13 protein-coding genes are annotated in these 13,098 nt (G+C 65.6%); 5 read left to right on the top strand and 8 right to left on the bottom strand.

The window, feature by feature from the left end; all coding sequences use genetic code 11:
• Positions 1 to 68: 68 nt before the first annotated feature.
• The 5 genes from ACWC1K_RS19465 to ACWC1K_RS19445 form a co-directional block, all read right to left on the bottom strand.
• Positions 69 to 287: a hypothetical protein gene (locus ACWC1K_RS19465; RefSeq protein WP_450832834.1), complete on the bottom strand. Its 219-nt coding sequence runs from the start codon at positions 285 to 287 to the stop codon at positions 69 to 71.
• Positions 284 to 1,333: a major capsid protein gene (locus ACWC1K_RS19460; protein ID WP_450832832.1), complete on the bottom strand. Its 1,050-nt coding sequence runs from the start codon at positions 1,331 to 1,333 to the stop codon at positions 284 to 286. Before ACWC1K_RS19460 ends, ACWC1K_RS19465 begins: the two co-directional genes overlap by 4 nt.
• Complete coding sequence (locus tag ACWC1K_RS19455; RefSeq protein ID WP_450832831.1) at positions 1,330 to 1,758, bottom strand: head decoration protein; 429 nt, start codon at positions 1,756 to 1,758, stop codon at positions 1,330 to 1,332. Before ACWC1K_RS19455 ends, ACWC1K_RS19460 begins: the two co-directional genes overlap by 4 nt.
• Positions 1,759 to 1,876: 118 nt before the next feature.
• Positions 1,877 to 2,548, bottom strand: coding sequence for a hypothetical protein (locus ACWC1K_RS19450; protein WP_450832829.1), 672 nt, complete (start codon positions 2,546 to 2,548; stop codon positions 1,877 to 1,879).
• Between the two features lie 599 nt (positions 2,549 to 3,147).
• On the bottom strand, positions 3,148 to 4,944 hold the full coding sequence (locus ACWC1K_RS19445) for a hypothetical protein (RefSeq protein ID WP_450832828.1): 1,797 nt from the start codon (positions 4,942 to 4,944) through the stop codon (positions 3,148 to 3,150).
• A gap of 418 nt (positions 4,945 to 5,362) precedes the next feature.
• Between ACWC1K_RS19445 and ACWC1K_RS19440 the strand changes: the two genes are divergently transcribed.
• Together ACWC1K_RS19440 and ACWC1K_RS19435 are read left to right on the top strand one after the other, a co-directional pair.
• Positions 5,363 to 6,193 (top strand): IS5 family transposase, encoded by an 831-nt coding sequence (locus tag ACWC1K_RS19440; protein ID WP_450832827.1) that lies wholly within the window; start codon positions 5,363 to 5,365, stop codon positions 6,191 to 6,193.
• Positions 6,190 to 6,612 (top strand): hypothetical protein, encoded by a 423-nt coding sequence (locus ACWC1K_RS19435; RefSeq protein WP_450832825.1) that lies wholly within the window; start codon positions 6,190 to 6,192, stop codon positions 6,610 to 6,612. The genes ACWC1K_RS19440 and ACWC1K_RS19435 overlap by 4 nt, the downstream gene beginning before the upstream one ends.
• Before the next feature lie 58 nt (positions 6,613 to 6,670).
• On the opposite strand, the gene ACWC1K_RS19430 is transcribed toward ACWC1K_RS19435, so the two are convergent.
• The 3 genes from ACWC1K_RS19430 to ACWC1K_RS19420 form a co-directional block, all read right to left on the bottom strand.
• On the bottom strand, positions 6,671 to 7,045 hold the full coding sequence (locus ACWC1K_RS19430; RefSeq protein ID WP_450832823.1) for a VOC family protein: 375 nt from the start codon (positions 7,043 to 7,045) through the stop codon (positions 6,671 to 6,673).
• Between the two features lie 351 nt (positions 7,046 to 7,396).
• Positions 7,397 to 8,935: a terminase large subunit domain-containing protein gene (locus tag ACWC1K_RS19425; RefSeq protein WP_450832822.1), complete on the bottom strand. Its 1,539-nt coding sequence runs from the start codon at positions 8,933 to 8,935 to the stop codon at positions 7,397 to 7,399.
• Positions 8,922 to 9,473: a hypothetical protein gene (locus ACWC1K_RS19420; RefSeq protein ID WP_450832821.1), complete on the bottom strand. Its 552-nt coding sequence runs from the start codon at positions 9,471 to 9,473 to the stop codon at positions 8,922 to 8,924. The genes ACWC1K_RS19425 and ACWC1K_RS19420 overlap by 14 nt, the downstream gene beginning before the upstream one ends.
• 134 nt (positions 9,474 to 9,607) lie before the next feature.
• Between ACWC1K_RS19420 and ACWC1K_RS19415 the strand changes: the two genes are divergently transcribed.
• The 3 genes from ACWC1K_RS19415 (at position 9,608) to ACWC1K_RS19405 (ending at position 13,013) form a co-directional block, all read left to right on the top strand.
• On the top strand, positions 9,608 to 11,290 hold the full coding sequence (locus ACWC1K_RS19415; RefSeq protein WP_450832820.1) for an Eco57I restriction-modification methylase domain-containing protein: 1,683 nt from the start codon (positions 9,608 to 9,610) through the stop codon (positions 11,288 to 11,290).
• A gap of 12 nt (positions 11,291 to 11,302) precedes the next feature.
• The gene (locus ACWC1K_RS19410) at positions 11,303 to 12,046 is read left to right on the top strand and encodes a PaeR7I family type II restriction endonuclease (protein ID WP_450832819.1); all 744 of its coding nucleotides are present in this window, start codon (positions 11,303 to 11,305) and stop codon (positions 12,044 to 12,046) included.
• A gap of 208 nt (positions 12,047 to 12,254) precedes the next feature.
• Positions 12,255 to 13,013: a PaeR7I family type II restriction endonuclease gene (locus tag ACWC1K_RS19405; RefSeq protein ID WP_450832818.1), complete on the top strand. Its 759-nt coding sequence runs from the start codon at positions 12,255 to 12,257 to the stop codon at positions 13,011 to 13,013.
• Positions 13,014 to 13,098 lie beyond the last annotated feature (85 nt).

The following is a 13,098-nucleotide window of genomic DNA, read 5'->3' as shown; positions in this document are numbered from 1 at the left end:
GGTCCTGATCCATGAGATGTGGTGGGGAGGATCGAGGCGCCCGCTTCTCCCCACCACGCGGGTCTGCCCTAGGCGGGCTTCGCCTTCCGGGCAGACGGCTTATTGGGTGCTGCGTCACGCGAGGGCGGCTGTTCGCCCTCCCAGCAGCGCGGGTTGGTGATCTGCTCGGCTACCGCCGGGTCCGTCACAGGCTCGCCGGCGAGCAGCACCATGGGGATGCGCTCGACCGGGTCGAGAACATGGACGCTCGCGGCGAGCACTCCGAGCGACTTGACGGCGGCGCTCACAGGACGGTGGCGGTGATGTGGCAGTCCGGCGAGTACAGAACCGGCATCGCCACGGCGGCACCCTTGGTCCAAATCTGCACCGGATCATCCTCGACATCACGGGTGATGACGATGCCCGGGGCGTCTTCCCGGTCGATCTGCGGGTTCTTCCCGCGGGACAGGGCCAGGGACTCGGTGGTGGTGCCGTACTGGGTCTGCCCCCACTTCGCCCGGTCGGGCGGAAGCATGATCCACCGGTCATCCGGAAGGACCCGCTTCGAGATGTCGTCCTGCCACACCTGCGCCTTGTAGAACGTGATCGGCGGCAGACCGTACGTACCGCGCACGGCGTTGATCTGCTCCGGGTTGAGGTTCGCGGTCGGCGTCTGACCGCCGGCCGGGGTGCCGTAATAGGCGGCGCGGTAGGACTGGTTGCTGGCCAGGTGCGACCACGCCTTACGAGAGGTGAGCACCATCTCCGGCGCGGGCGCGCCGATCGAGTCGAGGTAGTCGATCCACCGCAGCTCATCCGCGATCGGATCCGCGTCCGGGGCACTCCACGGCTTCGGGGCGGTCGGCATGTTGGCCTGTGGTACGCCGTAGTCGACCTCGACGGTCAGCCCGTTTTCGCCGGCCAGGCTGAACTTGCCGTCCAGCAGCACATCACCGGCGGCGAGCTCCAGGCGGGAGCGGATCGCCTCAACATGCCGCTCCACATCGTCGTACAGCAACTCCACCAGGCGGTCGTCGTCTGCGCCGCGGGAAGCGTCGAGGAGCAGCTGCTCCATCTCGCCGATCAGGAGCTTCTGGCCCAGTGCCGGGAGGGTGCCTTCGGTCTGCGTGGATTCGGCCTGCCGCTTCGCGAACGGCACGGACGCGTCATAGGCGCGGTACGAGGCGGTGTTGACGCGACGTTTGGACTGGCGAACCCGCCACTTCACGTCCTTCACCTGCGTCTCGCCAAAGACGGTCTGGGTGAGGAGGTAGTCCGAAGGGGTCGGGATGGACCGGGCGTAGACCGTCAGGTCGGCGACGGAGACGCCCTTGAGGAGGTCGGCGACACTCATGCGCTCACCGCCCCGAGGAAGCGGATCTGCGCCCCCGACGGGTCAAAGGTGATCTTCGAGGGGTCGATTCCGCCGGGGATCTTGGAGGTCTTCACCGTGCCGTGCCAGAACAACGCCGCGGGGACCTTGGTGGTGCCGGGCGTGAACGCCGCTTCGGCGTAGACGAGGCCGGCGAGGACCTCTCGGCCGTCCTTCGCCGCTGGGTCGTACGGACCGTAGAGACCGGAGGCGATGATGCGGCCGATCGGGAGGCCGGAGCGTACATAGCCGTGCGGCTGGCCCGCTGACGGCTCGACGTAGTGAGTGCCCTTGGCGAACTTCGACAGATCGAGGGTGACGGTTTCCGTGGAGTCGGTGCCGTGCCGGGAGGCGAGCCAGTCCCGGTCAGCGGTCACCGTGACGGAGGTGGTGTACGGCTGGATCAACGCCGCTTCTCCTGGTGGTACTGGGTGCGGTCGCGCACTCACCGGTTGTGGCGCGGTCCACGAGGAGGAAGGCAGGGGCGTGGTCCCCAACAAGACCCGAACCAGGGCCAATCGGTTGTTACTCGGACGGAGGGAGGATGCCGCGACGCCGGGCCATCTCCAGACCGGCCGAACCGGGCTTGTGGCCGACACCGCCGGGGCGCGGCGGCGGGACGGAGGCAGGTGCGCCGCCAGGAGCTGCAGGAAGCTGCCGGGCGCCTGCGGGGACGCTGGCGAACAGCTCGGGGCGGCGAGTCTTCAGCTCCTGTACCGCCTCGCTGAGGGCGTTGCCGTCCGCGTCGTCCGGGATGCGCAGGAGCGCCACGGCGTCGTCCAGGTCGGCACCAGTCGCCCCAATACCGGCGAGGGCAACTCGGCGAGCAGCGTCACGCTCACGAACAACAGCCGCAGCTTCGCGAGCGACAGCAGCCTTCTCCCGTTCGATCACCGCCTGCTCGCGGCGCTCCGCCTCGGACAGCTGCTCCTGCTCGGCCTGCCGGACACCGGCGAGGTACTCCTCAAGCGCGCTGGTATTGGAGAAGCCGAGCTTCTCGATCAGGCCACGCACCGCAGCCCGGCCGCCCTGATCCTTCTCCCGGGCCATCAGCGTATTGAGCTGCTTCTGGCTGATGTTGACGGTAACTTCGTCGTTCGATGGATCGTCGGAAGAGGCGCCGAGAACCGGAAAGATGGGGCGGCCGTCCTGGCGGTAGCCGAGCACGGTACGCGGAGCGGGCAGGCTGTGGGTCATCAAGTGGTGCTACTCCCACGACGGCCCCGCGCCGTGATCGAGTCTACGGATGCCAAGAACACATCCGCTGCCGGCACTGGCCACTCGGATCTCGTAGGCCAACCACGTCTGCACACGGCTGCGTTGGCTGTCAGTCGGCGCAAACCTGAGATGATCAACTCATGTCTGATGTCCAAGGGTCTAACCTGGTATCTCCTGCTATGTCCCTAGCGAAGGACTCCGAGCCGCTCAAGAAGCGCCGTGCGGCGATATGGGGGGTCACGGCCGCCGTGGTCGTCGCTGCCGGAGTCTCCCTGTGGGCATGGGAGCCGTGGGTGGACCGTAGCCCCTTCACCGCCTTGGTCGGGTGCGTCACCCGTGACGGACCCCGGGGCCAAGGGCGAGGGCGGCGAATGCACTCCCAATCTTGCGGGGGAGGCCGTTGTTATCTACGACGCCTCCGAAAAGCAAGTTGGCCTTGGGCATCGAGTCCAGCACCGGCGAGGTGCTGCCCAGCTCGTACGGCGACATCGCAGTTTTGTGCTTCTACGTGACGCGTATCGAGGGCCTGCCTGGCGGCGAAGGCACCTACAAGGTTCAGGTAGGTGGAGGGAACCTCGTCACCGTCGAAGAAGAGCATCTTCGTCAGCCCGTTGATCAGCAGCGGGAAGGGATGAGGAGGACGCAACTGCCGTCGGATGACGCTCCTGCGCCGGGGCTTCCTGCCGAGCAGTGATCCGGCTGACTTCCTCTCGCGCATCCTCGATCGGGTATCCGGCGTCCTGCAGCATGCGGATCCCGGTCTCCAAAGAGAGCACTCCGGCGGACACGCCCTTGACGACCTCATCGAGGATCGCTGTTCGGTCGGTCGGGGTGTGCGGGCCGAACACGATGCGCGCGGCCAGCGGCTGGCCCGCGGGCCAGCTTTCGGCTCGGCCGGCCTGATGGATGCGCTGCACCATCTTCAGCAGCAGGGCGTACTTGTGGGCGCGGGCCAGACGCATGGCGTCCACCAGGGAATCCAACGGCCCGAGTGAAAGCTGGAGCGCGTAGCCGCTCGGAACATCGGAGGGGTCGACGGTGCCCAGACTCACGGCAGGCAAGCGGGCGTTGACGGCTGCACGGTCGCGGATCTCCTCGACCCTGGCCCGTAGCTCCGAGAGCTGGCCAGAAGTATCGAGGACGTCCATGCGTCCGCCGTCGGCGAGTTGGAAGACCGTGCCGGGCTCGACTGCCAGGGGCTTGGGGCGGCCGGTAACGCGATCGACTTCGGCACGTGCCCCGGCAAGACCGATGATGGGCGCACCTGTAGTCGCGGAGGCGCGGGCGGAGTCGGTGTCGGTCTCAGCCAACTCGTCCAGGGCCTGCATGACCTTTGCCAGGGTGGACTGTCCGAAGTGCTCGCCGTCGGCGACCGTGTTGCTGATGTGGACGATCGGGATGAAGTCGAGCTGCAGGTCCAGGCGATGCAGGACTTCGCCGTCGGGGCGAGTCCGGAAGTGCGCCTTGTCCAGTGGCAGATCGTCAAGGCTCTGCCCGTGGCGCAGGTCGTCGAGGAACCACTCAGCGTCCGTCAGATAGCAGGTGACGTTCGAAGGCCGGTCGGGCGCCCACGGGTAGGTGCGCTCGATGTGATCAGACTCCGGCACGTACCGGTCGCCGACCTCGAGAGCGTGGCTGCCCGTGCCGCCCACGATCGGACGCCGCCTCGCCTGTCCGTTCCCGTCGGTGCTGCTGCGGGTAGCTGGGACTACGGGTCCCAGTTCGTATGTGATCCTGCGGACCCTCGGCTTCAGCCCGCGCTTGGGGTCCGCGGGTATCTCCCAGCCCAGATGGATACGGCGGGGATAGTCCCCGGGGTCGGCATCGTCGTCGAGGACGGGAAAGTAGAACCCTGGGTCGTAGGTCTTGAGCCGAACACGGCGTTTCTCAGGATCCCAGGCCAGCAGGTACAGCCCGTCGCCGAGCAGCACGGCCTTTCGTTCGGCGGCCTGCATCCGCAACGGCAGCAGCTCCGCCTCCGCCCACTCCCGCAGTCGCTGCTGTACCTCGACAGCAGCTGCTGATTCGGGTGTCGCGTCGGCGCCTGCGTGCTCGGCCCCCGGCACGACGATCTGCTGCGTCTTCCCCAGCAGATGGGCGAGGGCGGTGTCTACGAAAGTTGCTGGGTCTCCGAACTCCCTTCGCTCGGCTGCGGTCTCGTTGCCTGCCAGGGTGGCAAGTTCGCCTGCCTGGTTGGAGTCGTAGGCCGCCAGGAGCTTGTAAGCCGCCAGGCGGCGCACCGCATCGTCGGGGAGCCAGGTTGCCTGCAGCGCGGGTGAGAGGGCCTGGTGCGGGCGCCCATCGTGAGTGCCGGCCATTACCGGCTTGTAGTTGAGCCACGACCAGGCGTCGGTCAGGAAAGTGCGTAGGCCCACGGGGGACAGGTCCCATCGTCAGCCCCGCGCCACCGTTCAAGGGTAGGTGACGCGGGCCCGTGCTCATCGTGGGCAGGCCGGGACCCTGCAGGAGGCATGCAACTGATCTACGACGGGTCCGATGACGTCCGTTCGGAATCTGGGCGTGCTTCCGCTGGACGGTGCGCCGAGCGGGCTGGACGGACGCGCCGCCACAGCCTGCCGACGCCAGTCACCAACCCCATGACGATGAACGAACCCAGCACGTCAGCAAGCACGTTCTCGCCGATCGAGTGCCAGAGCCCGGTGAAACCCTCCACGTACTCCGCCTTTCAGAGAGCGGTATGTGAGTGTGTAGGTGTTTTTGTCGTCACCTGAATGTGTGGCAGGACGGTATCCGGGCCCCTTCGGCGGCAGTGGGCGTGCTGGGCTGGTTGCCGTGAGTGAGCGCAAGCCCTACAAGTCCGACCTGTCTGACGAGCAGTGGACGCTGGTTGAGCCGGTGATCACGGCGTGGAAGGCCGTGCACCCCTCGGTCAGCGGCCATCAGGGCCGGTACGCGATGCGGGAGATCGTCAACGCGCTGCTCTACCAGGGCCGCACCGGCTGCCAGTGGGACCTGCTCCCGCACGACTTCCCGCCGCCCGGCGCGGTGAAGTACTACTTCTACACCTGGCGCGACGACGGCACCGACCAGACCATCCATGACCTGCTGCGCTGGCAGGTGCGGGAGAAGGCGCGGCGGAAGGCCGACCCGAGCCTGGTGGTGCTCGACACCCAAAGTGTGCACGCTGCGGCCGGGGTGCCCGCGCAGTCGACGGGGCGTGATGCGGCAAAAAAAGTGCCGGGCCGCAAGCGCGGCCTGGCCGTTGACGTCCTGGGGCTGGTGATCGCGGTGGTCGTGGTGGCCGCGTCCGTGCACGACAACGCCGTCGGCATCACGCTGCTGGACAAGGTCGTCGCCGACACCGACACCGTGGAGAAGGCCCTGGTCGACCAGGGCTTCAAGAACGCCGTCGTCGCACATGGGCAGAAGGTGGGCATCGAGGTAGAGGTCGTGGAGCGCAATATCGCGCAGATTGGTTTTGTTCCGATCCCCCAGCGGTGGATCGTGGAGCGTGCCTACGGGATCTTGATGCTGCACCGTCGGCTGGTGCGCGACTATGAGCACCTGCCCCGCACCTGCGAGTCGCGGGTGTACTGGGCGATGACCGCGGTGATACTGCGCCGGCTGACCGGGGCCACCGCGCCGTCCTGGCGCAGCGCATGAGTGGCGGGGAGTTGACCCTCGGCGCGGTGCTGGCGCGCCTGGAGGAGCGAGAGGGGGAGATCGCCACTCAGGCCGAGACGACGAGGGAACAGATCGCGCAGCTCACTGCTCAGCTGGACGAGCTCGGCCGGGCCGCCGAAGAGATCCGGATCACCCGCAAGACGCTACTGGAGCTGCCCGATCCACAGCCGCCCGCGCCGCCGGTCCCGAAGCTGCCGGACCATCCTGCCTATCAGCAGATCATGGCGGTGTTCGCCGCAGCCGATGCGCCGCTGCGAGCGCGGCAGGTGTGTCAAGCGATGGACCTGGAGATCGCGCCCAACAACATCAACAACACCCGCCTGAAACTCAAGCGACTGGCCGAGCGCGGAATCCTGGTCGAGATCGAGCAGGGATTGTTCACCCAGCCGCGGCCGTAAGAAGCTGTGTCAGAACCGGTGATCTGTAACATTCCGCGATGAGAGGCGGAGTCGTGGGCTACTCCGTGCTGGCGCCTGATGGCGGGGAGAAGACGCAGAACTCGTTACCTTCCGGGTCGGTGAGTACGACCCATCGGAAGCCGTGTTCATTCTCTTCTCCAGAGGTTCGCTGGGCACCCAGTCGTTCGAGTCGGTCAACCTCGGTGGCCAGATTGGCAGTGCCGAAGTCGATGTCGAGATGCATTCGGTTCTTCCCGTGCTTCGGTTCCGGGACTCGCTGCAAGAGCAGAGTTGGCGCCGGCGCGGGCCCGGTCAGGCTGAGGTAGGGAGGTGCGTCGAGGGCACGCCGGTATTCCAGCGGTGCGAGGGCGGCGAGCCAGAACTCCGCTTGTGCCTCGGTATCAACACAGTCCAGCGTCACGACGATCTGCATTCGGGCACCGTAGGAGACTACGCTCGCCTGCGGCGATCCATTTTCCGCAGTGCTGGATCGACGCAGGCCGTCTTTGCGGGGTGCATCAGACGGGCTGAGCAGATCGAGGCCAGCGCGTGGCATGGCAGAGCGTGGAGTATCTGCGCTGGCGAGAGCAGTCCGATGACGACGGTCCTGGTGCGTCCCGTAAGCCACATCGGGATGTGACCCACCCGCAGCCCCGCCATTTCGAAGGGCTTCGTGTCCGGGATCAACCGCCCGGCACCATGGCGGCCAACCTGCACACCCTTCCCGAAAGCGCGAAACGGACATCAGGCCACGTACCGCCCTCTGAGCGATTGGCGCTATGGATCAGCGGCGCTGTGCCAGCCGATCATCCCGATAGGACATCGAGCTGGCGTGGCGGTGTTGTGGATCTGCCAGTTGCGTCAGCGCGTGCACAGCGGCGTCCATCCGGTCCGGACTGTCCATGCCGGCCACCCAGGTGACCATCTGCTGCTCTAGGGTGGGCCATTCGCCAACATGGTGCACTCGGCCCTGCTCGTACAGCTGCGCGATCGGCTCCGCTCGGAGCCGCTTGCCGTGCTTGGCGGTGACCGGCAGAACCGCGGGCATCAGCATGTTTTCGGTGCACTGCTCGCGCTGGAGTTCCTGCCAGGCCTGTTGGAGGATCTGGCGGCTCATATCGCCGCCGTAGTTTGCCTCCACCACGATGGCGTCCGCGCGCAGCTCGATCGCGAGGAGACAGGTCTTCCGCCCCCACGCGTCGGCGCCATGGTTGCCGGAGCGGTCATCGAGGACATACAGGTGCCCTTCGCGGTCGCTGGCCGCTGCCACGATGCCGGTCTCGTCACCGACGGCAGACTCTCCGCCTGCCGGGTCGACAGCGACGACGATCCGGGCCAGATCGATGCCGCGGAACCGGGCTGCGCTGATGCGGTTACCGGTGATCCATTGCCACTGCCACACGCCGCCGTCCTGCGGGCGCGGCTGCTGCATATAGAGGGACCACCAGACTCGCTCGCCCACGGAACGGCGAATCTCTGCGAGCGCGTCGGTGTCGTACCGCTCTGGCCACAAGGGGGTACCGACCGACCGGCCGAGAGCGTCGTCCTCGGACAGAGCAAGGGCGGGTAGGTCGATGACCGTCCACCGGTCGCCTTCGTCCGCCAAGACCCGGCCGGCGAGGTCGTCCTCGTCCCAGCGAGTCTGGATCAGGATGACCGAGCCGCCGGGCTCGATACGAGTCAGCAGGACAGCCTGCCACCACTCCCACAACCGCTTGCGCATCGTAGGGGAGGAGGCCTCGGCGGCGTCCTTGATCGGATCGTCCACCACGGCCAGGTGCGCGCCCTTGCCGGTGAGGCCACCGCCCACACCGGCCATGACCGCGCCGCCCTCCGTGCCGGCCAGGTCGAAACGGTTCGCGGCAGACGACCCGGGCCGCAGGCTGATGCCGATCTGTGGGCCGTAGGTGAGGATCGCGTCCCTGATCCACCGGCCGTGATCATCGGCAAGGTCGGAGGAGTAGGAGGCGATCATCACTCGGTGCTCAGGGCGACGCCGCAGATACCAAAGCGGAGCCCACCTCGCGGCGCGGCGGCTCTTGCCGTGCCGAGGTGGCATCGTCAGCAGGAGCTTCGTCGGCTTCCCTGCAGCGACCTGCTCGAACGCTGCGTCGATCTTTGCCAGGTGCGGGGCCTGCATCTCCCGCCCGTCCGTGAGGACAGCGGCCATCGCCCCGGGGGAGCGGTCCATCGCCAACTCGCGCTCGATGCGTACGAGCTGTGCACGAAGCTCGGGGGTGGAGGCTGCGGCTATCTCGCGGCGGCGCTGTACGGGAAGCGACCGGTAGAGCTGGAGGACCGCGGCCTCGTCAGCCCTGGCCACCCTCGCCCGCATCGCCCCCGGCGAGGCTGATCAGCCGCTCCAGCTCCTCTAGTCCTGCGGTCTCGACCTGCACCGCCCCACCGTCCGGACCTGACAGCTCCGTTCGGACGGGCCGGTCGAGTCCCAGGAGGCGGCTGCTGCGCTCGATGATCCGCACGGCGCGGTCCACGGCCTGGTAGTCGCCGCTGCGGATCGCGGCCCGGTAGACAGTGAAGAAGAGGCGCTCGAGGCGCTCCACCATGAGCTGGCGCAGCTCGTCGGTGTTCTCGTCCAGCACGGTGGTTCGCTCCACAAGGGCCTTGGAGACGTCCTTGCAGGCCAGCTCGATTAGGCGCTTGTCGGACGGTGGTTCCAGACCCCGCTTGTACTTGTCGATGCCATACCCCTGCGGGTACGCGACACCGTCCGAATTGATTGCTGGGTCGGCTGCGAGCTTGCGGCCGATCGCCAGCCAGTCGACGCCAGCGAGCTTGAGGTCGATCGCGTCGGCGCGGCGCTGGGTGATGGCAGCCCGGGTGGCGCGGTTGGGGCGGCCCATGAAACAACTCCCTGGGCCCCGCGCCTACCGTCCATGATCTCTCAGCGAAGCGGATAGCCGTCGGCGTGCCGACGGCTTCGCTGCGCTCGCGATACGTGACGCCCAAGGTGGTGCGAGAGCGGTAGGGTCACCACGTGGCAGCTCAGGCACTCTTTGACATCGAGACCAAGCCCCTCCCGGTTCCCGAATCGCTCCGAGAAGCGGTTCAGCACGGCGAGGTGTTTACGCGACGCTGGGTAGTCGATTCCATCTTGGACCTGGTCGGTTACACCGAAGAGCAGGATCTCACCGCGCTGCGGATCTTGGAGCCTGCCTGCGGTCACGGAGCGTTCCTTGGCGCGATCGCGACCCGAATCAGTGCCTCCTGCCGAGCGCACGATAGGTCCCTTCTCGATGCCATCGACGCAGTCGAGGCATTCGATCTTGTCGAGCAGAACATCGACCACAGTCGCCAGACCATCTCGGCGCAGCTCGTCAGCGATGGATGGGACGCCTCGGACGTCGAGAAGGTCGTCCGATCCTGGATCAAGCAGGGTGACTTTCTGCTACAGGATTCACCCGTGGCCCCCGCTGATTACGTTGTCGGAAACCCTCCATACATCCGTCTCGAAGACGTCCCCGATGAGCGGATGACCGCCTATCGCCGAGGCTGCCCGACGATGAGCGGTCGAGCGGACATCTATATCGGCTTCTACGAGATCGGGCTACGCAGCCTCAAACCAGACGGGAGGCTCGCCTTTATCTGCGCGGACCGCTGGATGCGCAACCAATACGGTCGGGCGCTGCGTCAGCTTGTGACCCGCCAATACGCAATGGACCTGGTCCTGACCATGCATGACGTGGATGCCTTCCAGGAACAGGTGTCCGCCTATCCGGCAATCACCATCATCAGGAATGCCCCTCAAGGCGAGGCCATCGCGGCGGACACTACGCGTGCCTTCGATGCGCGAGCGGCTGAAGAGTTTCGTGCATGGGTTACCGATGCGGACCAGGATCTGGTCAAGGAACCCTCCTACCATGCGGCCCGCTTGCCTCACTGGTTCCCCGGAGAGGACTCGTGGCCGGCAGCCTCTCCCGCCCGACTAGCCATGCTGGAAGACCTCAGTGATCGGTTCCGTCTCCTGGAAGACGAGACCACGGGAACTCGGGTTGGCATCGGGATCGCCACGGGAGCAGACAAGATCTTCCTCACTCATGATCGCGACCTGGTGGAGCCCGATCGGCTGCTCCCGATGGCCATGGTCCGAGACACCACCAGCGGCTCGCTGAACTGGAAGGGCACCTTCCTGGTCAACCCGTGGACCACGAGCGGCCAGCTTGTTGATCTTGACGCGTATCCGAGGCTCGCTGCGTACTTCGAAGAGCACCGCGAGCAGCTCGCCAAGCGGTACATCGCCGTTAAGCAGCCCAGCCGTTGGTACAAAACGATCGATAAGGTTGATCACGGTCTCACTCGGCGTCCGAAGCTGCTGTTCCCGGACATGAAGTTGACCATCCACCCCGTGCTCGACCAGGGCGGGTTGTACCCTCACCACAACCTGTACTTCATCGTGTCTGACACGTGGGACCTGCGGGTGTTGGGCGGATTGCTGCTCTCCAAGGTTGCCCAGGCATTCGTGGAAGCGTACGCAGTCAAGATGCGGGGCGGCACGCTCCGCTTCCAGGCGCAGTATCTGCGAAAGATCCGCGTCCCCGACCCCGCAGAGATGGCCGAGGCCGACCGGAAGGCCCTGGCCAAGGCCTTCGATGAACGGGACGTACAGGCCGCAACCAAGGCTGCTCTACGTGCCTACGGTTTGGACCAGCTTCCCGACTAGCAGGAGAACAACTTGACGGTCAGCCGCCAGGACTTCGAAGACGCCGTCGCAGCGTACTGGGGCGCCAAGGACAGCCAGCGCGAAATGTCCGCCATCAAGGACCGGGTCGGGGCTGGCACCGCCGGTGCGGTACGCGGAGGCAAGCACTTCGACACCATTGCCGCGCTGCTCGCCAAGTTCTTCCTCGACGCGGGTTATCCGCCTGAAGACATCAGGGTCAGCAAGAAGCAGGGCCTGGAACTGCCGGGCTATTACCGTCCGCAGAAGCAGTGGGATGTTGTGGTCGTCCACGGCAAGACCTTGGTCGCTGCCTTCGAACTCAAAGCCCTTGGCGGCCCGTCGTTCGGGAACAACTACAACAACCGAGTTGAGGAAGCTCTGGGTAGTGCAGTCGACCTGCGTCGTGCCGCGCTCACCAACATGTTCCCCGGAGAGAAGCCGTGGCTCGGCTACTTCTTCATAATGGAGGACCACCCCAAGTCCCGCTCCGTAGTCAAGACGGCAACAGGAGCTTTGCCTGCTGACGGTGTCTGGGACGGGTGCTCGTATCAGGACCGATTCGCCATCTTCTGCGAGCGACTTGAGGCCGAGGGCCTGTACAACTCGGTGTGTTACATCACCTCATCGGCGAGTGATCCCAAGCCGACGGAGCCCGTCGACAGCCTTGACTGGCGCCACTTCTCTGCGGCCGTCAATGCCCGCATCAGGTACCTCGCGGACCTTGGAATTCCCCAAGGCAACCCTCTCCCACTGTAGGAACGGCAAGGCGGCTCCACAGCCACTGAAGCCTCGGGGCGCTTCCCAAGTCGCCAACTCTGCCGATCAGATGCCCGCCCTTTACCCAGTGACGTGCGTGACGATGACCACACCGACCAGGCCGCATACCCCGACTCAGATGCGCTACCTAAGACCGGAGCTGTGCGAACAGGGACTAGCTCAGCTCCCCGACTAGCAGGAGAACAACTTGACGGTCAGCCGCCAGGACTTCGAGGACGCCATCGCTGCCTACTGGGGCGTCAAGGATGCCCAACTAGAGGTCTCTGCGATTAGGGACGCCGTCGGCGCCGGCACCTCCGGGTCGGTGCGTGGTGGCAAGCATTTTGATGCCATTGCGGCTTTGCTGGCAAAGATATTTCTCGATGCAGGTTATTCCCCCAAAGACATTAAGATATCGGGCAACGCTCTGGGACTCCCCGGGTACTATCGCCCTCAGAAGAAGTGGGATGTCGTTGTCACGCACGGCAAGACTCTGGTCGCAGCCTTCGAACTGAAGGGGCTGGGAGCAGGAAAGGATGAAAAGGGGTACAGCAAGAACTACAACAACCGAGTTGAGGAGGCACTCGGAAGCGCGATGGATCTCAGGCGCGCATCGCTGGCTCCGTTCTTCCCTGGGGGAGAGAAGCCCTGGCTCGGCTACCTCTTCATTATGGAGGATTCCCCCGGATCGCGTTCGGCAGTAAACATCGACAGGGGGAGCCTTGTCGTCGACGACAAGTGGACTGGCATGTCGTACCAGGAGCGATTCGCTGTATGCTGCCAGCGTCTATTTGACGAAGAGGTTTACGACGCCGTGTGCTACGTCACTTCTTCGGCGGATAACCCGAAACCTACAGAACCTGTCAGCGGCCTCAACTGGCTCCGCTTCACCGCGGCCATAAATGCTCGAATTCAATACCTCGCCGACCTTGGCATTCCTGAACAAGACACCCTTCCCCTGTCGTAGGCCGCTGCGTAGAGCTGATTGCAGGCGACATGAGATTCCGCCAGGCATCTGCGTTGACGTACCACCCCGGCCACCTCTGCCCCAG

Source organism: Streptomyces sp. NPDC001492, assembly GCF_053597275.1.
This window is presented reverse-complemented; position numbering and strand designations above follow the sequence as displayed.

What these genes read in the sequence shown, in the direction of transcription:
- ACWC1K_RS19460 (WP_450832832.1), bottom strand. Translation starts at nt 1,333, where the DNA reads ATGAGTGTCGCCGACCTCCTCAAGGGCGTCTCCGTCGCCGACCTGACG.
- ACWC1K_RS19435 (WP_450832825.1), top strand. Translation starts at nt 6,190, where the DNA reads ATGAGTGGCGGGGAGTTGACCCTCGGCGCGGTGCTGGCGCGCCTGGAG.
- ACWC1K_RS19420 (WP_450832821.1), bottom strand. Translation starts at nt 9,473, where the DNA reads ATGGGCCGCCCCAACCGCGCCACCCGGGCTGCCATCACCCAGCGCCGC.
- ACWC1K_RS19450 (WP_450832829.1), bottom strand. Translation starts at nt 2,548, where the DNA reads ATGACCCACAGCCTGCCCGCTCCGCGTACCGTGCTCGGCTACCGCCAG.
- ACWC1K_RS19430 (WP_450832823.1), bottom strand. Translation starts at nt 7,045, where the DNA reads ATGCAGATCGTCGTGACGCTGGACTGTGTTGATACCGAGGCACAAGCG.